Source organism: Enterocloster bolteae (assembly GCF_002234575.2).
Taxonomy (GTDB): domain Bacteria; phylum Bacillota; class Clostridia; order Lachnospirales; family Lachnospiraceae; genus Enterocloster; species Enterocloster bolteae.
This window is the reverse complement of sequence record NZ_CP022464.2, coordinates 203,378-222,362: the sequence shown is the minus strand read 5'-3', so window position 1 is coordinate 222,362 and position 18,985 is coordinate 203,378. Positions and strand designations below refer to the sequence as shown.

The window sequence follows — 18,985 nt, the reverse complement described above, 5'->3', positions numbered from 1 at the left end:
CCTCAGAAAGGAGACTTCTCAATGAACCATAAAAAAGGACTGGCAATCTTCCTAAGCATTGCCTGTGCAGCTATCCTGGGCAGTGTATTCCTATTGGGAAAAAGCCCTGAACATACCTTTACTCCTGAAGTAACAGAATCCGTCTCCAGTAACTCCTGGGAAGAAAGGAACTCTCAAACAGATTCCGGCCATGTCATGTCAAAGGAATCTGCGGATAAGACACTCCCGGAAGACAGCTCTGCAGAAGATCCTGTTCAGACAGTAATCTCAGAAGATACCGAACAGGTTATTACCGAACTGACCCCCATAGAGGATAAGGCTCAGGTGCAGGCGAACACAAAGCCAACAGCACCTCCTCCGGATGAAGAAAAGCAGGGGCGGCTTCCGAAATGTGATATGCTGCCAAATGCCCAGACTTCTGTTCCTGAATCCACCCCGGAAGAAAGCCCTCAGAAATCTTCCGAAAATGTTTCCCAGGGACAGGACGGACAGGTTTACGATCCTGTTTTCGGCTGGATTGCTCCATCCACTTCCCAGGGGCAGGTTATTGACAATGATGGAGATATCAATAAGCAGGTAGGAACGATGAACTGACATCCTGAAAGGACTTGGCTAAAATACCAGGTCCTTTTTTGCTGCTCGAAAACCTGTCACCACACAAATATTCAAACGAAAGGAGCACTATGAAACGATTCCTGCAAAAGGCAGTCTGTCTGATTCTGCTTTTTCTTCTTGCCCTCCCCGCCAAAGCCTATGCGTCAAACGGAAGCGGAAATATGGATGGCGGCGGATCCGGCATGGGCCAGGGAACTTCCACCAACTACTGGACACCTGGATATGATGGAGTCCGGATCACTGTGGTGGATGCATCCTCCGGCTCTGCTGTCAGTTCCCCAGTGGACTTTTCCAACAAAACCTTTAACAAACCGTTGGTCCACTTTGCCAAAAAGAATAAATTTCAGTATCTGGCCGGTGCTGCCCTTGAACCTGCCGGTGGTTCTTATGTATATCAGATTCCAGCTGTTGCCATGCCCTATATTATGACCAGCAACTCCAAGCCTGCCAATATCGAAAATACCAGAAAATATTTTTGTTCCGAATATGCAGCGCAGATGGTTGCCGATGCCACCGGTGTATCCTACGACAGTCTGATCAGCGGAAGCTATAAGCTGGTTGTGGAGCCAATCGGTTATTTTACCTTTAACGGTACCTTTTATGCAATGACCGCAACGGAAGGAGCGCTCTATAACCGGCTCTCCGGAGGAGCCCTGGCTAGCAAACTTCCCAGTACGGTCCACCGAAACCTTCCTCTGGCTCTTTTCCTGGAGACTCCTGATTTGGGAATACCAGCCTGGACCGGCAGTTCAACTGCCTATGTCAATGATGACCAAATCCTGTCTTCCCTGGGGATTGGAATTGTAAGCTATGAAGGTCTTCCCGAAATTGGTCTGGAAGCTCCTGACGTCACTTACCGGGTAAATACCGATGTCATCACCAGTATCACAGTAAATACAAACCGTGAAATCAATCCTGATAATCCAGCCAACGTAACCTTCCATATCAACGGCAGATCCTATACGGTAAACAACATTGTGATTCCAGAGGGCGGTTCCCAGATTGTCTGGGTTAAATGGCATACTCCCTCCGAACCCTGCCGGATTACGATCAGCGCATCCCTCCACAGAGCTACCACTGCAAAAACCAGCTTCATCGCAGATATTGTGGATCTGAATGAAAATATTCCGCCTGATCCCACTGCCACGGATACGAATCCTCGTTTTTCCGTTCCATCCATCCCCTCTAATCCGCAGAATACATCGGCAGCATGGAGTGTCTGGTACGCCTACTGGTTTCCTGACTGGGATTGGTGCGATCACGGTGATGAGGGCGGACATTGGGTAGACAATGGCTGGTGGGAATTTGATACTCACAATTATTCCGCTTCCCTTTCCGGAACCATGAATATTGCACCGGATGATATTGTTCCTACTGCACAGGGCGATACCATGAAAAGCGGGTACGGAATTAAGGAAATAGCATCTGCAAGGCTTACGATAAATGCCCCTGCAAGCCACTATGCTCCTGCTCAGACTGCAGTATCCTACTTTCCTGAATTCCAGTACCAGAATTACTGGCGGCTCTTAACCTGCAGCGGAGGAATGGCGGCTACCTTCCGATTTCAGCCCAATGAATTTTCCACCTACAACCGGCAGGTTCACTTCAGTCCCATATGGTTCCCGGATCATACCAGCTACACGGTCTATACCTATGTGATTGATGCATGGACCCCTGCAGGTATGCTGTCTTTAAACTTAAATGATTCCGTACAGATTGATGGGAGCTTATATGATGACTGGTATTCAAAACGTGAATAGCCTGGAAGCTGGCTATTATGCAGCCACTCTGATTTTTATTGGTTGGTTTGCTCTGTATGATTTCCGCCGCCACCTGGTCCGGAATCAGGCACTGGCTATCTTTTTCTTCTGGTGTCTTTTGTCCCTGCCGCTGACCGCATCGACCAGCCTGCTTCCTGTCAGTCTTCTGATCCTGCAGGCTGTTATGGGTTTTCTAAACGGCGGACTCATCTTATTGGCGGCAGCCTGGATTACCCATGGCGGGATTGGCGGCGGTGACATTAAGCTGGCGGCTCTCCTGGGACTGCTCTTTGGAACCCGTGGAGTCTGTCTGATCCTGTTTATTGCCGCCATATCGGCACTCGCTTTTGTTCTTCTAATCAGTGGCAGAAACCGTTCATCACCCCTGCGCCTGCCCTTTGTCCCATTTCTTTTTCTGGGTTCTGTGCTGTGGGTATTTTTATAGGAGAAAATCATATGCTGCTTTTTATCTCGTCCGGTCTTTTACTGGCCCTTTTCCTTGCCTTCCTTCTGGGTTCCGCCTTAATCGAACAGGCAAGAGCATTTTTAGATCAAAACCGCTAAAGGAGAGTATGAAACATGAGAATCAATAACCGATTTATCTATGGCATCATCAGCATTCTGCTTGCTGCTGTCATTGCCTTTGTTGCCATTCCTGTTGTAACCAAAAAGACCAGCAGCACTCTGGAAATTGTGCGTGTTGTAAATCCATTAGAACGGGGACAGCAGATTACTGCCCAGGACCTGGAGCTGATTGAAGTCGGCAGCTATAATCTGCCTGCCTCTGTTGCAATCCGTCTGGAAGATGTGACAGGTACTTATGCCGCCGCTTCCCTCATGCCCGGAGACTATATCCTGCCAAATAAGGTCAGTTCCTCTCCTCTGTCTTCCGATCCTGCGCTCTATTCCATTCCTGATGGTATGGTTGCCATATCTGTTACCACACAGACGCTGGCGACTGCTTTATCGGATAAACTTCAGTCTGGAGATATTATCCGCTTTTACCACTATAATGACGAGCATGAGCAGCTGAATCCCGTGGAAGACATTCCGGAACTTCGCTATGTAAAAGTTCTGTCCGTCACAGATTCCCAAGGACTTGATATTGACTACACGCAGCCCTTAGAGGAAGATGAGGAAAAACTTCAGACAGCCACCATAACCGTTCTGGCATCTCCTGAACAGGCTATGCTGCTGACCCGTTACGAAAATGAAGGAATCCTCCATGTAGCCTTAATCAGCCGGGGAAACGAAGCACTGGTAACAGAACTCCTTCAGCGTCAAACCGACATTCTGAATGAACTGTATCTTGTACCGGAAGAATCTTTATTTGAAACCAATGCGGAAGATTATATGGAGTCGGAAGAAAGCCCTTCCGAAGAAGAAACTGCCTTACCAGAGGAAAGCCAGGAAACCACATCGGAAGCTGACGAAAAGGAGGAATAACTATATGGCAAAAATCATTACTGTCTGGGGAAACCCAGGCTGTGGAAAATCCATGTTCTGCTGCATCTTGGCCAAAGTTCTTACCGCCGGCAAACAAAAGGCAATCATTATCAATGCAGATCCTGCCACTCCCATGCTTCCCGTCTGGATGCCTGATCGAATTCTGGAGCAGGACGCTTCTGTCGGAGGCGTCCTTTCCTCGCTGGACATCAACTCTGCCCTGATAGCGGAGCGTGTGGCTGTGCTCAAGGATTATCCTTTTATCGGAGTCATGGGATATGCCGCCGGAGAAACACCTTTCTCCTATCCTGAGCTGAAATATGACCGAATCAAACTTTTAATTTCAGAGGCTTCCCGACTCGTGGACTATATAATTCTGGACTGCAGTTCCAGCGTTGTGAATTTCTTCACTCCTACTGCAATTGAATCTGCCGATGTGGTTGTGCGAATCCTCACACCGGATCTGAGGGGCATTAACTACTTAAAGGCCCATAAACCGCTTCTGACAGATGCAAAGTTCCGTTATGATGAACATCTGACCTTTGCCGGACTTGCCCGCCCATTCCACGCACTGGATGAGATGGGCCATTTAATCGGAGGCTTCGACGGAATTCTTCCCTATGCCAAGGAAATTGAACGCTGCGGTACATCCGGAGAGATGTTCCGGGCTCTCGCATATTGTAACCAGCGCTACATCAATTCCATGAAACTGGTTCGCCAGCGGCTGGAAATTGGGGAAGCGTCACAGGAAGCAGATGCCGCGCAGGAGGAGGAAATCCTGAATGAATAGCCTGAATGAATTATTCTTTAATCACTCCGCTGCTGAGGGCATGACTTATGAGGATATTCTGGACGATGTGCAGAAATACTGTACTGCCAACCATGCGGATACCCTTTCTGGGGAAACCGATCCGGAGCAGGCAAAAAAGCTTCTCAAAGAATTCATTCTCCAATACCTGATAAAATGCAGCTATGGAGTAGAAGGAATGTCCTCCGCCGAATTATGCGAAAACCTCTACGAGGATATGGCAGGCTTCTCTTTCCTGAAAAAATGGATTTACCGGAAAGGTGTGGAGGAAGTAAATATCAATGCCTACAACGATATCGAGGTCATCACCAGCGGCGGACGCTCCATGAAGATTCCGGAGAAATTTCAGTCCCCACAGCATGCCATTGATGTCATCCGAAGGCTTTTAAGCACCTGCGGCATGGTGATTGATGACACGATGCCTTCCGTTATTGGATATCTGGACAAAAATATCCGAATCTCTGTAGACAAGACTCCCATTGTAGATGCCGATGTTGGAATCAACGCCTCCATCCGTATTGTAAACCAGCAGTCCATATCCAGAGAAAAGCTTATCGACTCCGGTTCTGCCACAGAAGAAATGCTGGATTTTCTGGTCTGCTGTATCCGCTATGGTGTCTCGGTCTGCATTGCAGGCTCCACCGGCTCCGGAAAGACCACGGTAATGAGCTGGCTTTTATCCATGGTTCCAGACAACCGCCGCCTGATTACCATTGAAGAGGGCAGCCGTGAATTTGACCTGGTAAAAAGAGATGCGGATGGTAAAATCCTGAATTCTGTTGTTCACCTGCTGACCAGACCCCATGAGAATCCGGCGCTTGATATCGACCAGGATATTCTTCTGGAACGTGTTCTCCGAAAACATCCCGATGTAATCGGTGTCGGAGAAATGCGCTCTGCCAAAGAAGCCTTATCCGTAGCAGAAAGCTCCAGAACCGGTCATACCGTTGTAACTACCATTCATTCCAATTCTGCGGAGGCAACCTACCGCCGTATGATGACACTGGCAAAACGGAAATACAATATGGCTGACGATATCCTGATGCAGATCATGGTAGAGGCATATCCCGTCGTAATCTTTACAAAACAGCTGGAAGACGGTTCCCGAAAAATCATGCAGATCATTGAAGGAGAGGACTATACAGACGGAAAACTTCAGTACCGTACTCTTTATCAGTACAATGTGGAAGATAACCGTACAATAGCCGGAAAAACACAGGTGTTCGGGGAACATAAGAAACTAAATCCTTTTACAGATAACCTGAAGAAACGGCTGCTGGATAACGGCATCTCCCAGCTGGAACTCAAAAAACTTATGGATGAAAGGAGGGAACCCTGATGCAATGGATACAGATCATCATTTTTGTGCTGCTCCTAAGCGGTTTTTTTACACTTTTCGATATCCGCTTCACAGATCTGTTGAACCTTCTTGCCGTTGGAAAAAAGAGTACCCTGAACGATGACATCGATGTACTGCTTGGTAAACCGGCCAAAGGCTTTTTCAACCGGGAAAGTGTGGAGATTGAACAGCTTCTGAAATCAACCGGCCGTGAAAACCGATTCACTATGGTTAAACGAATATCTGTCCTTTTGTTTTCTCTGGGAGCTGTGGTATCGCTCCTGCTAAACAACCCGTTCCTGATTCCGATTCTGGGTGCCGGCTTTGCACTGGCTCCGGTCTGGTATCTGCGTGCTACTGCATCTGTTTATAAGAAGCATTTGAACGAAGAACTGGAAACTGCCATCTCCGTGGTAACAACTTCCTATCTGCGAAGCGGAGACCTGATGAAAGCCGTAAAAGAGAATATCCCCTACTTAAATCCACCTGTAAAGGGAAACTTTGAGGCTTTTATTACAGAAGCAGAAATGCTGAATGCCAATATGATTTCTGCAATCAACTCACTGAAAATGAAGATTCCCAACCGGATTTTCCATGAATGGTGCAATACTCTGATTCAGTGTCAGTCTGACCGCAACATGATGAATACGCTTACCTTTACGGTTCAGAAATTCAGCGATATGCGGATTGTTCAGACAGAACTGGAAGCAATCATCAATGAACCAAAGCGTGAAGCATTTGCCATGATGTTTTTGGTTCTCTGCAATATCCCGCTTTTGTATGTCCTCAATCAGAACTGGTTTGAAACTCTGATTTTCACCCTTCCGGGCAAAATCACACTGGCAATCTGTGCTGCTGTCATCCTGTTTTCTTTTACCCGGATTATGCAGCTTAGCAAACCCATCGAATACAAAGGATAGGAGGCTCTTATGACAGGACTTTTGATTTTACTGGCAGCCATCTTCACTGGCTGTAGCTGCTACTACCTTTCCTGCGCTTTTGCGGACATTCCCACAGTACGCACCTCCAAAGCCATGATGACCACCAGAAAGCAGACCGGATCCGGCAGTGAAAAACTGTTCGATGTCTACCTTACCAGGATTGCCAGACTTCTGGCTCCCGTTATCCGCCTGGATCCGGTAAAACGCGGGAAGCTGCAGACCACACTGGAAATTGCAGAGCTCTCTCTGACACCGGAAGCTTATACCGCCAAAGCATTTTTAAGTGCCCTGGCAGTGGCATTTCTGTCCCTGCCGCTATTTCTCATCATGCCCTTACTGGGATTTCTGGTTCTTGGACTCTCCATACTGATGTGGTTCTCCACCTACTATGGAGCCTTTGATTATGTAAAAAAACGAAAGGTTCTCATTGAACAGGAGCTTCCGCGTCTGGCCGTCAGCATCCAGCAAAGCCTGGCAAATGACCGCGATGTACTGAAGCTCCTGGTTTCTTACCGTAGGATTGCTGGGCCGGAACTTGGCAAAGAGCTGGATACCACCATTGCCGATATGAAAACCGGCAACTACGAAAATGCTCTTCTACGGTTTCAAAACCGGATCGGCAGCACCATGCTGTCTGATATTGTCCGGGGCTTAATCGGAACCCTCAGAGGCGATGACCAGCAGATGTATTTCCGAATGCTTGCCTTCGATATGCGCCAGATGGAACAAAGCAATCTGAAGAAAGAGGCTGCCAAGCGTCCAAAACAGATGCAGAAGTATTCTATGATGATGCTGTTTTGTATCCTTCTGATCTATGTTGTTGTTCTGACCGTGGAGGTTATCAGCTCTCTGGACGCATTTTTCTGACATAGATGCTGCAGCCATCCGATTCAGAAAGGGGGGATGCCATAGTAAATGCTGCAGTTACCCCTGCCGTTTTTCAAAAATAGGGCAGAGAAAGGAGATGCCTATGAAAAATTTCTTTTGGATACCAACTGTTCTGTTGCTCAGCGGTATCACCACCATCACAATTTTAAAAAGGAGAAGATCATCATGAAAAAAGCAATTTATCGTTTTACATCACCGGCCCGCAATTTCTGCACCAAAGCCGGACAGTATCTGCGCAATCAGAGAGGCGATTTCTATATTTCTGACGGTGTAAAGATCATTATCGCTGTTGTTCTCGGGGCACTGCTTCTGGCTGCTCTTACTACCATTTTCAACGATACGGTTATCCCTCGTATCACTCAGGAAATTGAAGGCTTGTTCAGCTAAATCATTTGCCCGAACCGTTATCCACAAAGATGACAGTTCGGGCTTTCTCTTTTCCACATTTTATGAAAGGAAGATAGCTATTTGAAATCTCATCACGAAATCAGTATTCCATACGAAACTCTGGTACGCTTTCTGGAATCTGCAGAAGGAAACTACCGAAATGCCCTCTATATCCGCTGCAGCGCCTGCCGCTATCACAGAGAAGAACACTGTGGGGATTTTCTGTTCATTCCGGGACATGACTGTGTTCCGATTCTGTTCCCCCTTGCAGATGCCATGGATGTGATCGGACATATCGATCCTTCCGACTGTGCCGGAATCCTATCCAGCACCGCCTTTCTGCACCTTTATCACCAATGGCTGATTCTCCTGACAAATACGGATGAAATCTGTCCTTTTCATCAGATTCTCCATCTTACTAATTCATGACTGCCATATTATGGCAATTTGTTCTTAATAGGAACGGCTTTCACTTCCAGCCTACTACAAAAGAAAATCCCGTTCTTCTACAATAAAACCAGGCAATACACAAATATGCGTAAAACCATTTAAGGAAAGGAGGCCCGCCAAATGAAACGTAAATCTCAAACAATCTTCTGCCCCTATTGCGGAAAACCTGCCATACTTCGAAAGGCATCCGACATTTACAAAACGCACACCCTTGAAGAATATCTCTATGCCTGCAGTGATTACCCTGCCTGTGATGCTTATGTGGGTGTCCACAGAGGAACATTACTTCCAAAAGGGAGCCTCGCTAATAAAGAGCTTCGTCGGAAACGCATTGTGGCCCACCGTTATTTTGATTCTATCTGGAAGCACGGAATCCTGAATCGGAAAAATGCATATTTCTGGCTTCAGGATATCTTCGGACTCACCAGTGATCAGGCACATATCGGTCAGTTCTCTGATTATATGTGCGATCAGGTTATCTCTGCAAGTAAGCGGGTTCTGGAAAATAATAAAATTGCCTGTTAGGGCGGAAAGGAGACAGGATGAGTATGACATCTACTGTATCAAACACCGTTCATCCGGAAGAATATCTGCATCTGGTGGATACGGTTATCTCTCTTTATATCACACAACGCATAGATATTGCTGATATGGAATATGCCGATCTTTATCAGACCGGCTGCCTCGCTCTCTGCCATGCAGCTGCTACTTACGATCCGGAACGGGAAGCCAGCTTTTCCACTTATGCCTCCGTCGTAATCCGTAACCGGCTTTATGACTATTGCCGCCATGTAAACCATGTTCATTCCCAGCTCCTCTATCTGGATGCTCCGCTGGCAGATGACTCAGAGACGGCCTATGTTGATCAGCTGCAGGCACCCTCTGAATCTCCCGCAGAGCTGTTTCCTCTTCTTCAGATAATTCAGGAGGAATACAGCGGGATTGCTGCCAAGGGAGTCAATGCTCTTCTTTTACAGGCCAGTGGATACTCCAGTAAAGATATTGCCGCCATGTATCATGTAAAACCAAATCACATTTCCGCATGGATTTCGCGGGCCAGAAGCCGTCTGCAGAAAGATCCAAGGGTTCTGGCTTTTGCCCAGTAAAACCGGAAGGGAGTTGAATCAAAATGCTGACCTTATATACCGCTGTTGGAAAGCTGCAGATAAGAAAAAATTCTGCCGGAAAAGAATATCCTCTGGTAATGGTTGGGGAAAAAGAACGGACATTAACTCCGTATGAAATGCTGTTATGGTCTTCTCTATCCTGGAATATCCTGACTTTCGATGAAACACGGGCTTTATTCTATGAAAGAGAACAGGAAATGCATATCCTAAGCGATCTTGACTTTGAATATTACCTCAAGCGCCTAATATTTCGCGGGCTGGTAGTGTCCGGAACAGGATACTCCGGTATCAGCGCCCTGCACCAGCTTCTTGCACCGCTTTATGTTCACTCCTGCGCCGACAGACTTCTGGAGAAGCTGGCTGCTCTAGCAGACATGGTATGTCTTCAGCACTATCCCCTCCGCACTGCAGTCCGCATTTTCCGTAAGGAGAAGCTCACTGTGGAGGAAAAGCTGCTGATCGGGCGCTGCGGACCCAAGCGAATTGCTGCCTCTGAAATTCTGGAATATGGGGAGGCACCGGATCAGCATCGGATGGCGGCGGTGCTAGCCGGGGTGTATTTGAAGCGGCAGGTAATATTTGAGACTTTCTAATTCTTTTCAGAAATAATAAGTGCCAGATAATAGAAATCTCTAAGTCTGGCACTTGCTATTTTATCTTTCCAAGTATGGAGTTATATGATTCTTCCAAATATCTTTTACAACATCTTCTGTTGTCATTCCATTTTGCCTTCCACCCAAGGACATCATGGATGACAAGCATAGATTTCCGTTTATACATTTAGCACTATACATGCCATTCCATGAGTGATTTCCTCCTACCATAGAAAACGAATCATTTGAAAATCCTATATTCCATGCCCCAAAACTATTATCCAAGAAAATCTTTAATGACTTAATTGTTCTTCCATTTTTATAAAACTGGTAGTAATAATTTCTAGAATCTATCATCTCTGCCATAATTTGAAAACATCCATATTTTTCTTCTAATTGTTTACACAAATCAACCATTATTTCATTAATCTCATGAAAAGCTTTTGACATAAACTGATTAATTTCCAAATCTGTCGGTTCAGCATTATCTGCTCCCGCAAAAATTCCCATGGATTCAAATATTCTCTCAGAAACATGTTCTGCTCCGCTTTGCCTTTGAGATTTCCGGATAATATTCTTATCCGCTAAATGCTCTTCTATCGCTGTACAAACATCACTTATGGAAGGATTATTCATATCCGAAACCAGATCGAGAAAATCCGCTATATTAGCAGAAATATCCTGTCTTCTTTTCAAATCTTCGCCAAGTCTTCCAATATTCTGTATTCCGATTCCCTCTAAATCATGTTTCAGTTCTTCATATTCTGCCTGCCAATGCTTTACATAACTCGCGCGTATTGCTGGCTTGTAAATACCTGTATGCACAACTGCAGGAAATATTTTATCCTGATACTGCCTATCCCTCATTACTTCAAGAACCTCATACATACAGTTTGCGGATTTTAAATAAGCATCTGAAATCAACAATATCATATAATCCATTTTGGGAATTGACTGCATATACTGTTTGATACTTCCCCATTTCCTAATATCTAATTTATCACGATGCAGATTTATCTCAGGATCCTTTGCCAAATGCATCTCTATATCAGAAGCAATCTCCTCATCTGCCCAACAATACGACAAAAAAATTTCTACTCTACCCACTCTTGTACCTCACTTTTCAAGTTTATCGCACTTCATCCGTACTTGTTTAATATTAGCATATTTCTCACTTCTCGTCTACTTAATATAGACTTTTAAAATTGACAACCGCTATATCTTGTGGTAACATAATCTTGTAATTGATTTTTGTGACTGGCTGACTGCCACCACACGTTGTTTAAGTTGGAATGAAGTGTCAAAAGATACCATCTCTATAGATGGCATTTTTTTGGCACTTTTTTTATTTCCAAATATGCCTCTGGCATATCACAATCACGGCACACACGCTGATATCAGAAAGGAGACAAGAATTATGAACACCCCCGTAACAATCATTACCACAGGCCGCGTCACTGCAGATCTGGAGCTGAAGACCAGCCAGAACGGACGAAACACCAAATTTGTTCAGTTCAGCCTGGCTGTCAACAAAGGCTATGGTGAAAACAACCGCCCTAACTACTACAAATGCCTGCTCTTTGGAGAAGAAGCCCAGCGCATCATTGATGCCAAGGTAAAGAAAGGCAGTCTGATCCAGATTGTCGGAGACCTGGATCTGGAAGAGTTCAAGAAACGCGATGGCTCTGCCGGCTGGAGTGCCCGAGTCACATTGTTGTCCTGGAACTATGCTCCTACTAACCGCCCGAAGGAAGATAGCCTTCCCGAAGAAAATAATGCAAGAGACAACCAGTTTATCCCTACCGAAGACTGTGGTGAGAATGGCCTGCCGTTTAATTAAAAAAACGGTCACAAGAGGAATTGCAAAAAGCATATCCCGCTGATGCAGTTCCTCTTTTTATGTTCTGAATGAACTCACAATCCCCTAAACAACCGAAAGGAGTATTCCATGAAATCCTCTCTCTTTACAAAAGGCTTCAAAATCTTAATCGTCACTCTGCTTCTGCTGGCTGTACTATTTAACCGGTCTCTGGCTCAAAAACTTATGCTGGCCACAATCCTGATCTGGATGTTTATGGTCATTGTAAGGTTTTTGAAGCCAACGGTCAGAAAGCTGATAGAAAACTGGTACGCTGACAGACAATACCGAAGGAATATTACCCCCTTAGTTCTGTCTGCTCCCATGCCGGATGAAGCAATATCCTTTTCGCCGGTTCCGGAGCCAGAGCCTGCTTTCTCTGAAGCAGAACAGAAACGGATGCTTCAGCATATCAGTCTGCGGATTACAGAAAAAATCAAATCTGCATACCCGGATGCTACCTGGCGCTGGGCAGACTCTCCTGATCTGACTGCAATTCTGGACGGAAAAACCTTCCGGATACAGGTCGATGATATGGCGGCCTTCACTCATGCCGATATACGCTTTGACCGCTATGCAAGAATCCGGATCACACCTCTTTCAGTGGGAGAATTTGCTTCATCTGCTGATTCAGGAAAGAAAACACCCTCGGAAGAAGATACAAAAGAACCTGCAGTTGTTGATGTAATATCCTGGTATGAACTGATTGGCAGACAGATGCTGGAATCCGTTATTACAGACCTGAATGCCAACGGACACAGCCGCCTTTCTATCAAGGAAAACGGAGATATCATCATCACCCGAAACAAAAAAGAAGCGTTAAAAGGCACTCTGGATCAATTTCCTCCCAAGAACTACTGGAATGAATTCCTAAACCTTTTAGAAGAACAGGAACTGCATGGAAAGGTCGAAAAAGACCGCATCATCATTTCCTGGGTTTAAATTATCAATGAAAGGATGAAACACAAATGGCAAAAACACCGTTATTCCAAAACTGGAGCTGGAAACGCACACTTCCGGAACCCTTCGACAAAGAGGACGCTGTCAGCACTGCTTCCTATAGCAAATACTGTATCGGTTCTACCAAGAAAGCAACTCTGCATTCTGCAGCACTCAGTGCAATCCTTGCCTATATGGACATGGATACTGCAGTCACACCCGGCAGTACATCTGAATGTGCTTATGGTACACAGGGAGAAAAACTGGTTGCTGAATATCAGAGCCGTACCGGAGAAATTCACGCAGTCATCTTTAATAAGACCAATCGAAAATTTGTAGCAGGGCGCTTTGACATTGCTGATCCTTCTGCAAATACAAAGGTGTACAGCATCAAAGACAGCGGTAATACAGGAACTGCACTGTTCTTTGCGTTGCTTCCCCTTGCACTGAAGGATCTTGAATTCAAAGAACAATATGACAAGCTGGCCTCCTGCAAACAGGCAGGATATCCAGATATGGAAACAGCGGATGAAGCTGCTTACATTCTCTGCGACAACTTATACCGGAGAATTGAAAATGCTGATAATCTGGGAAATGACGGAATAAAAATCGTTGTGCCTCCAACAGGCAATATCCAGCAGATTACACCTCTGAACCTGACAAAGGGAACTTACTCCCCTACCAGTGTTCTGTTCGGCACCTTCCGCATTTTCAAGCCCGGCTCATCCGTAGCTGCATCCATTCACATTGACAAAGACCATTTTTCCGGCAAATATTCATTTTCCAGCCGAACCTTTTCCCCAAAAGAACAAATGCAGATCCCCAAACTGGAAGACTGGTACATCATTCCTCCGGAGGTAGACAGCATCTGTAAACACATACAATTAACCACTGCTGGAACCCAGCCTATGCGTAACTTTCTGCTGCGCGGACCTGCCGGAACCGGAAAAACAGAGGCTGCAAAAGCAATCGCTGCCGGACTGGGACTTCCTTACCTGTTTTATACCTGCTCTGCCAATACAGAGATTTTTGACCTGCTGGGACAAATGCTGCCGGATACGAATAGTTCCGCCTGCAGTCTTCCTGAAGAGTATCCATCCCTGATGGACATTCAGATGGATCCTCCCAGTGCTTTCTATAAGCTGACAGGGCAGTATCAGGAAGGTATCACCGATGGCGAAGTCTATGACAAACTGGTAGAAACCATCACACTGCGAGCAAAGCAGAAAGAAACCGACAGCAACCAAAATGGACAGCATTTCCGCTATGTGGAGACGCCCTTAATCGAGGCAATCCGTAAAGGCTATGTGATCGAAATTCAGGAGCCAACAGTTATCGCAAATCCCGGTGTCCTGGTCGGTTTAAACGGATTGCTGGACCGCTGCGCCAGCGTGGTTCTTCCCACCGGAGAAGTTGTCAGACGCCATCCTGATACGGTAGTCATTGTCACTACCAACATCAATTATGCCGGATGCCGTGACTTAAATCAGTCCATTATTTCAAGAATGAACCTGGTAATCGACCTGGATGAACCAGATATGGATACCCTGGTAAACAGAGTGACTAAGATTACTGGATGCACCGATACCAGTGTAGTTGCAGAAATGGCAAAAGCGGTGACAGAGATTTCCGAACATTGCCGTGAAACCATGATTAGCGATGGAAGCTGCGGTGTCCGGGAACTGATTTCCTGGGTCCAGTCCTATATGGTCAGTGGAAATGTTTTGGAGTCAGCCAGCTATACAGTACTCTCCTCTGCATCCAGTGATCCTGAAAACCGGGCAGAAATCTTCTCTACCTGTCTGGAAGGAAAATTTGCCGCATAAAAAGGAGGTGAACCAATACATGAATGATATTACAGAACAGGAAATGACCCGTTATTTTTCTAATAATCTGAGGTTGCTGAGAAATGGGCGCACACCGCCCATCTCTCAGCAACAGCTGGCAAACCAACTCCATGTGGATCGGGGACTGATTGCAAAATATGAATGCGGCTTGCTTTTACCGCCCGTTCATCTTGCCTTTCTCATCTCTCGCTACTTTAAAATCCCTATGGAGGCGCTTCTTGCAAAACCGCTCAGAACAACAAGAAAGGAAATCTGCACATGAGAACATCGCACCGCACAATCCGGAAGCTGATCCGGGAAGAACAGTCAAAAATTACAGACGAACAATTATTTTCCTCTCAGCAGTTCTCTGCCTATATGACAGACATTGTCGAGACTGCAACCAAACGATACCGCAGAAGAAGCAAGGTAAAAATGCACTGGGATCCTTTTTCCAATTCAGATGTTGCACATACCGATAACCGGCTGATCCATATCAATGCCGCGAATTTCCTTACCAGAAGTTTTCCCACCAGGAGTCTTCAGGCAGACAGCATCATCGGACTGGCCGGACATGAGGCAGGACATATCCTGTTTACGGACTTTACCATGCTTCAGATCCATATGCAGGCACTGGAGGCCGGAAGCTTTTATCCGGCAGAACCTGGGAATCTGACTATGCTTCAGTCCCTCAGCCTTCAACAGATAAAAAACTATTTTGAAGAAAAAGATGAAGCGGTGATTCAGGCTATCCGTCTGGTTACCCACAGTCTGGTAAATACGATGGAGGATCTCTACATAGAGGCCCGCATGATGGACGCCTTCCCCGGTTCCTTTAAAACAGGTATTCTGCTGAACAATTTAAGATTTTCAGAAGATATTCCCTCTGTCACAGATGAAATTGCAGAAGGGCATCATGAAGTATTCATCATTATAAATCTTCTGATTCAGTATGCAAAAAGCGGTGACTTAAACAATGCCGACGGCTACAAGGGGAAGTATCTGGATACATTATACGAATGCATCCCATTTCTGGATGATGCAGCCTATGACGAAGATGCCAAAGCCCGCTATCAGGCAGCCAATCAGATGCTGGTTCTTCTATGGCCTTATATGCCGTCTCTCATTGAACAGGTTCGGGAAGACCTGAAAAACAAAACGCATCATGCGGCTCAAGCTGCAGAAGAACAACTGGCTACGCCGCCCAAAACACTTTCTGGAACCAGCAAGCCGGTTCCATCCAAAACGCCATATAATCACACTCCATCTTCAGAAGATGAAGAAAGAGAACGCCTTCAATCTGCTCTTGATTACGAGACCGGGCGTATTGCTCTGGAGAAGACAGATGAGATATCAGAGGGCGACAGCGGCGGTACATCCTATGACCGCAACTTCTCCGGCTCCGGCTATGTGTCCCAGGCTGCAGAAGATATGCAGCGTATTGTCTCACAGTTGGCTGAGGAATCTGCAGCTATCCGCTACGAAGAAGAATTATCCGAAGAGCTCCAGGATGAATCCAACCGTATTTCCTACGGAAACATCCATAAAGGAATACATATCCATATCAACCGCATGGGATATGTACCGGAAGAATACCGAATCAGCTATCAGAAAGTATTTCCTGCCCTCCATCCTATTTCCAAACGACTGCAGAAGCAGGTTTCCCAGATACTGATCGATTCCAAAACCGGCGGCAAGTTAGACGGTCTCCCCTTTGGGCGGCGGATCAATGCCCGAAATGCAGTCAGAAATGACGGAAAACTTTTCTACAAAATCCGCCTTCCCCATGAACAGGGTGACATTGCTGTCTGCCTTCTGATTGATGAAAGCGGCTCCATGTCCAGTCGTGACCGAATCACCAAGGCCCGGTCTGCAGCCCTGATTATCCACGATTTCTGTGTGGCACTGGGGATTCCGATTGCCATCTATGGGCATACGGAAGATTATGACGTAGAGATTTATTCCTACGCAGAATACGATTCCCAGGACGGAAAGGATGCATACCGACTCATGGATATGTCTTCCCGCTGCGGAAACAGAGACGGCGCTGCCTTGCGTTTTGCTGCGGAACGTCTGATGACGCGGGCCGAAGATCTGAAGCTGCTGTTTTTGATTTCTGACGGGCAGCCGGCCGGTGACGGTTATTACGGTACTGCCGCAGAAGCAGATCTGCGCGGAATCAAGCAGGAATATTCCCGGAAAGGGATTCAGCTTTTTGCCGCCGCAATCGGAGATGACAAGCCTAATATTAAACGCATTTATGGAGATGGTTTTTTAGATATATCAGACCTAAACCGGCTTCCGGTTCATCTGGGAAACCTGATTATCCAATACATTAAGCAAAAACACACTGCCTGAGCCTTAGCTTTTTATGCGGTGTCAGAAAGGAGAATCTATGAGTGGACATATATCCGATCAAATTGTTGTCTACAAAAATGACAAAGTGCTGGTAGAATTACGGGACAAGCTGAAGGTTGCTTCTGTTGCCAACTATGCTCATATCCATGCAACCGGTGAACAGACTGGCAATGGAACCAAGCGTACTTCCCTTATCGGGATCCTGATGAAGGACTATTCAAAAGGAACCAAAGACCAGGCTGTTACTGTAACAGCCAATGTCTCCCCGGAAGAGATACGCTTCCTCTTCAGCCGTCTGAATGCAGGATTCCCTGCTGTTGATTTTAAACAGGAAAAAATATTCGGGGATCCGGACAATACTGGCCATTCACAGGTGACAAAGCTGCGGATTATCCGGGCGGAAAAAGACAGCCGGGGAAACCAGCGTAATAACCCCTGGTATATTGAGATAGAAAATGGAAAAGGCATCGCGGTTAAAAACTCAAAAGGCGGCACTTATATGAAGTCTAATTCCTTTTCCGGAAATGGGAAAGCATCTGCCAACTTAAATGATCTGGAGATGTTTCGACTTTTATGCAAGACCGTTTCCTATATCGATGCCTGGGAAAAAGCCATCGGTCCATCTCTCATCATACAAGCCAAAAATATAATTAAAAAGAACCAGGAAGATGCACAGAGACATAACACCTCTGCCGCATAATAAACACAAGGGAATGCCGACATCGGTGTTCCCTTTTCTTATAAAATCGCCTGCTTCAGGCGGGAATGGAGAAATAATGAATTCAGGAATGATAAGAAGAATTGATGATCTCGGGCGTATTGTTATCCCAAAAGAAATACGGAAAAACCTGCACATACAGGATGGGGAGCCTCTGGAAATCAATGTAATGGACCGGAGTATCATGCTTACCCCCTATTCACCGCTTCCGGCTCTGAGCATTCAATCGGATCTGTTTTTAAGGGTAATGGCAAAGGAATTAAAAACCGGAACAGCGATCTGCAGTTCCACTGCCATTCTCTCTTACCGGAATGTCAGTCTGTATCGGGACTGCAGCCTTTCTGACGAAATCCGCAGCCGGATACAGTCACAGCAGCAATATGAATACGATCCGGAAAAGCCTATTTATCTGGAAACAGCCCATATCTGTCCGGTAAACGCCTTGTATCTCATTGGGACACCGGCAAAGCCCATAGGTGCCGTGGTACTGATCCGCAAAAATGACATAGATCTCTTACCAGAGCAAAAATCCATTGCCCGGATTGCTGCCCAGATTTTAACAGAACTCACGAAGGACTAATCTCAAGCAATAATATTATCAAGAAAGAAACGATTGGAGGAACGACTATGTTTAGAATAAATAAAAGCAGACAGCTTGATCGAAGACCCCTTATTCCATCAAAAGGACATTTTTATGTGACCGGTTATTTAAGTTCTCCCGTCAGCAAAGGACAGCCTGCAGAATACATTTATAACGGAAATCGGATCCGAACTTCCACTGTTCTTCAGATTTTAAAAGCCAGTGATGAATTTATTACCTTTGAGACCTTAAATTCCATCTATACAATCAGTTATCTCAAAGTATCTGCAGAGAATCGTGTTCTTTGTGCCTAGAGGTACGGCAATCAAAAAATAGCTCTGCTGAAAAGGAG

Annotated in this window: 22 protein-coding genes; 21 read left to right on the top strand and 1 reads right to left on the bottom strand. The window is 45.9% G+C overall.

Annotated elements, in window-relative coordinates:
* The first annotated feature begins 21 nt into the window (after positions 1-21).
* The 13 genes from CGC65_RS01115 to CGC65_RS01055 all read left to right on the top strand — a co-directional run bounded on the left by CGC65_RS01115 (position 22) and on the right by CGC65_RS01055 (position 10,354).
* The gene (locus tag CGC65_RS01115; RefSeq protein ID WP_007037863.1) at positions 22-594 is read left to right on the top strand and encodes a DUF6550 family protein; all 573 of its coding nucleotides are present in this window, start codon (positions 22-24) and stop codon (positions 592-594) included.
* Between the two features lie 89 nt (positions 595-683).
* Positions 684-2,375, top strand: coding sequence for a DUF8193 domain-containing protein (locus CGC65_RS01110; RefSeq protein ID WP_007037864.1), 1,692 nt, complete (start codon positions 684-686; stop codon positions 2,373-2,375).
* On the top strand, positions 2,347-2,820 hold the full coding sequence (locus tag CGC65_RS01105; protein ID WP_007037865.1) for a prepilin peptidase: 474 nt from the start codon (positions 2,347-2,349) through the stop codon (positions 2,818-2,820). Before CGC65_RS01110 ends, CGC65_RS01105 begins: the two co-directional genes overlap by 29 nt.
* Before the next feature lie 134 nt (positions 2,821-2,954).
* A complete protein-coding gene (gene cpaB, locus CGC65_RS01100) occupies positions 2,955-3,821 on the top strand; it encodes a Flp pilus assembly protein CpaB (protein WP_007037867.1) in 867 nt (288 codons plus the stop codon).
* Between the two features lie 4 nt (positions 3,822-3,825).
* Positions 3,826-4,611 (top strand): hypothetical protein, encoded by a 786-nt coding sequence (locus CGC65_RS01095; RefSeq protein ID WP_007037868.1) that lies wholly within the window; start codon positions 3,826-3,828, stop codon positions 4,609-4,611.
* Positions 4,604-5,968: an ATPase, T2SS/T4P/T4SS family gene (locus tag CGC65_RS01090; protein WP_007037869.1), complete on the top strand. Its 1,365-nt coding sequence runs from the start codon at positions 4,604-4,606 to the stop codon at positions 5,966-5,968. The genes CGC65_RS01095 and CGC65_RS01090 overlap by 8 nt, the downstream gene beginning before the upstream one ends.
* Entirely contained in the window at positions 5,968-6,888 is a 921-nt protein-coding gene (locus CGC65_RS01085) for a type II secretion system F family protein (RefSeq protein ID WP_007037870.1), read from the top strand. The genes CGC65_RS01090 and CGC65_RS01085 overlap by 1 nt, the downstream gene beginning before the upstream one ends.
* Before the next feature lie 9 nt (positions 6,889-6,897).
* The gene (locus tag CGC65_RS01080) at positions 6,898-7,776 is read left to right on the top strand and encodes a hypothetical protein (protein ID WP_007037871.1); all 879 of its coding nucleotides are present in this window, start codon (positions 6,898-6,900) and stop codon (positions 7,774-7,776) included.
* Between the two features lie 186 nt (positions 7,777-7,962).
* Complete coding sequence (locus tag CGC65_RS01075) at positions 7,963-8,184, top strand: DUF6133 family protein (RefSeq protein ID WP_039897559.1); 222 nt, start codon at positions 7,963-7,965, stop codon at positions 8,182-8,184.
* Between the two features lie 81 nt (positions 8,185-8,265).
* Positions 8,266-8,613, top strand: a complete 348-nt coding sequence (locus CGC65_RS01070) for a hypothetical protein (RefSeq protein WP_007037874.1) — start codon at positions 8,266-8,268, stop codon at positions 8,611-8,613.
* 141 nt (positions 8,614-8,754) lie between these two features.
* Positions 8,755-9,159 (top strand): zinc-finger-containing protein, encoded by a 405-nt coding sequence (locus CGC65_RS01065; RefSeq protein WP_007037876.1) that lies wholly within the window; start codon positions 8,755-8,757, stop codon positions 9,157-9,159.
* A gap of 23 nt (positions 9,160-9,182) precedes the next feature.
* A complete protein-coding gene (locus CGC65_RS01060) occupies positions 9,183-9,740 on the top strand; it encodes a sigma-70 family RNA polymerase sigma factor (protein WP_227129227.1) in 558 nt (185 codons plus the stop codon).
* 23 nt (positions 9,741-9,763) lie between these two features.
* Positions 9,764-10,354, top strand: a complete 591-nt coding sequence (locus CGC65_RS01055; protein WP_007037879.1) for a hypothetical protein — start codon at positions 9,764-9,766, stop codon at positions 10,352-10,354.
* Positions 10,355-10,414: 60 nt separating this feature from the next.
* Here CGC65_RS01055 and CGC65_RS01050 read toward each other — a convergent pair whose 3' ends face one another.
* Positions 10,415-11,461, bottom strand: coding sequence for a toll/interleukin-1 receptor domain-containing protein (locus CGC65_RS01050; protein ID WP_007037880.1), 1,047 nt, complete (start codon positions 11,459-11,461; stop codon positions 10,415-10,417).
* Between the two features lie 310 nt (positions 11,462-11,771).
* Here CGC65_RS01050 and CGC65_RS01045 point away from each other — a divergent pair, with 310 nt between their 5' ends.
* The 8 genes from CGC65_RS01045 (at position 11,772) to CGC65_RS01010 (ending at position 18,947) form a co-directional block, all read left to right on the top strand.
* The gene (locus CGC65_RS01045; protein ID WP_039897526.1) at positions 11,772-12,194 is read left to right on the top strand and encodes a single-stranded DNA-binding protein; all 423 of its coding nucleotides are present in this window, start codon (positions 11,772-11,774) and stop codon (positions 12,192-12,194) included.
* Between the two features lie 108 nt (positions 12,195-12,302).
* Complete coding sequence (locus CGC65_RS01040) at positions 12,303-13,154, top strand: hypothetical protein (RefSeq protein WP_007037882.1); 852 nt, start codon at positions 12,303-12,305, stop codon at positions 13,152-13,154.
* Positions 13,155-13,180: 26 nt separating this feature from the next.
* Complete coding sequence (locus tag CGC65_RS01035; RefSeq protein WP_007037883.1) at positions 13,181-14,977, top strand: AAA family ATPase; 1,797 nt, start codon at positions 13,181-13,183, stop codon at positions 14,975-14,977.
* Between the two features lie 19 nt (positions 14,978-14,996).
* Positions 14,997-15,260: a helix-turn-helix transcriptional regulator gene (locus tag CGC65_RS01030; RefSeq protein WP_048928879.1), complete on the top strand. Its 264-nt coding sequence runs from the start codon at positions 14,997-14,999 to the stop codon at positions 15,258-15,260.
* Positions 15,257-17,335, top strand: coding sequence for a vWA domain-containing protein (locus CGC65_RS01025; protein ID WP_007037885.1), 2,079 nt, complete (start codon positions 15,257-15,259; stop codon positions 17,333-17,335). The genes CGC65_RS01030 and CGC65_RS01025 overlap by 4 nt, the downstream gene beginning before the upstream one ends.
* A gap of 37 nt (positions 17,336-17,372) precedes the next feature.
* On the top strand, positions 17,373-18,035 hold the full coding sequence (locus tag CGC65_RS01020; protein WP_007037886.1) for a hypothetical protein: 663 nt from the start codon (positions 17,373-17,375) through the stop codon (positions 18,033-18,035).
* Between the two features lie 76 nt (positions 18,036-18,111).
* Complete coding sequence (locus tag CGC65_RS01015; protein WP_050773535.1) at positions 18,112-18,633, top strand: AbrB/MazE/SpoVT family DNA-binding domain-containing protein; 522 nt, start codon at positions 18,112-18,114, stop codon at positions 18,631-18,633.
* A 47-nt stretch (positions 18,634-18,680) separates the two neighbouring features.
* A complete protein-coding gene (locus CGC65_RS01010) occupies positions 18,681-18,947 on the top strand; it encodes a hypothetical protein (RefSeq protein WP_039897527.1) in 267 nt (88 codons plus the stop codon).
* Positions 18,948-18,985 lie beyond the last annotated feature (38 nt).

Excerpts from the sequence above, each read along its gene's own strand:
- CGC65_RS01115 (WP_007037863.1), top strand. The coding sequence starts at position 22 with ATGAACCATAAAAAAGGACTGGCAATCTTCCTAAGCATTGCCTGTGCA.
- CGC65_RS01110 (WP_007037864.1), top strand. The coding sequence starts at position 684 with ATGAAACGATTCCTGCAAAAGGCAGTCTGTCTGATTCTGCTTTTTCTT.
- CGC65_RS01105 (WP_007037865.1), top strand. The coding sequence starts at position 2,347 with ATGATGACTGGTATTCAAAACGTGAATAGCCTGGAAGCTGGCTATTAT.
- cpaB (WP_007037867.1), top strand. The coding sequence starts at position 2,955 with ATGAGAATCAATAACCGATTTATCTATGGCATCATCAGCATTCTGCTT.
- CGC65_RS01095 (WP_007037868.1), top strand. The coding sequence starts at position 3,826 with ATGGCAAAAATCATTACTGTCTGGGGAAACCCAGGCTGTGGAAAATCC.
- CGC65_RS01090 (WP_007037869.1), top strand. The coding sequence starts at position 4,604 with ATGAATAGCCTGAATGAATTATTCTTTAATCACTCCGCTGCTGAGGGC.
- CGC65_RS01085 (WP_007037870.1), top strand. The coding sequence starts at position 5,968 with ATGCAATGGATACAGATCATCATTTTTGTGCTGCTCCTAAGCGGTTTT.
- CGC65_RS01080 (WP_007037871.1), top strand. The coding sequence starts at position 6,898 with ATGACAGGACTTTTGATTTTACTGGCAGCCATCTTCACTGGCTGTAGC.
- CGC65_RS01075 (WP_039897559.1), top strand. The coding sequence starts at position 7,963 with ATGAAAAAAGCAATTTATCGTTTTACATCACCGGCCCGCAATTTCTGC.
- CGC65_RS01065 (WP_007037876.1), top strand. The coding sequence starts at position 8,755 with ATGAAACGTAAATCTCAAACAATCTTCTGCCCCTATTGCGGAAAACCT.
- CGC65_RS01060 (WP_227129227.1), top strand. The coding sequence starts at position 9,183 with ATGACATCTACTGTATCAAACACCGTTCATCCGGAAGAATATCTGCAT.
- CGC65_RS01055 (WP_007037879.1), top strand. The coding sequence starts at position 9,764 with ATGCTGACCTTATATACCGCTGTTGGAAAGCTGCAGATAAGAAAAAAT.
- CGC65_RS01045 (WP_039897526.1), top strand. The coding sequence starts at position 11,772 with ATGAACACCCCCGTAACAATCATTACCACAGGCCGCGTCACTGCAGAT.
- CGC65_RS01040 (WP_007037882.1), top strand. The coding sequence starts at position 12,303 with ATGAAATCCTCTCTCTTTACAAAAGGCTTCAAAATCTTAATCGTCACT.
- CGC65_RS01035 (WP_007037883.1), top strand. The coding sequence starts at position 13,181 with ATGGCAAAAACACCGTTATTCCAAAACTGGAGCTGGAAACGCACACTT.
- CGC65_RS01030 (WP_048928879.1), top strand. The coding sequence starts at position 14,997 with ATGAATGATATTACAGAACAGGAAATGACCCGTTATTTTTCTAATAAT.
- CGC65_RS01025 (WP_007037885.1), top strand. The coding sequence starts at position 15,257 with ATGAGAACATCGCACCGCACAATCCGGAAGCTGATCCGGGAAGAACAG.
- CGC65_RS01020 (WP_007037886.1), top strand. The coding sequence starts at position 17,373 with ATGAGTGGACATATATCCGATCAAATTGTTGTCTACAAAAATGACAAA.
- CGC65_RS01015 (WP_050773535.1), top strand. The coding sequence starts at position 18,112 with ATGAATTCAGGAATGATAAGAAGAATTGATGATCTCGGGCGTATTGTT.
- CGC65_RS01010 (WP_039897527.1), top strand. The coding sequence starts at position 18,681 with ATGTTTAGAATAAATAAAAGCAGACAGCTTGATCGAAGACCCCTTATT.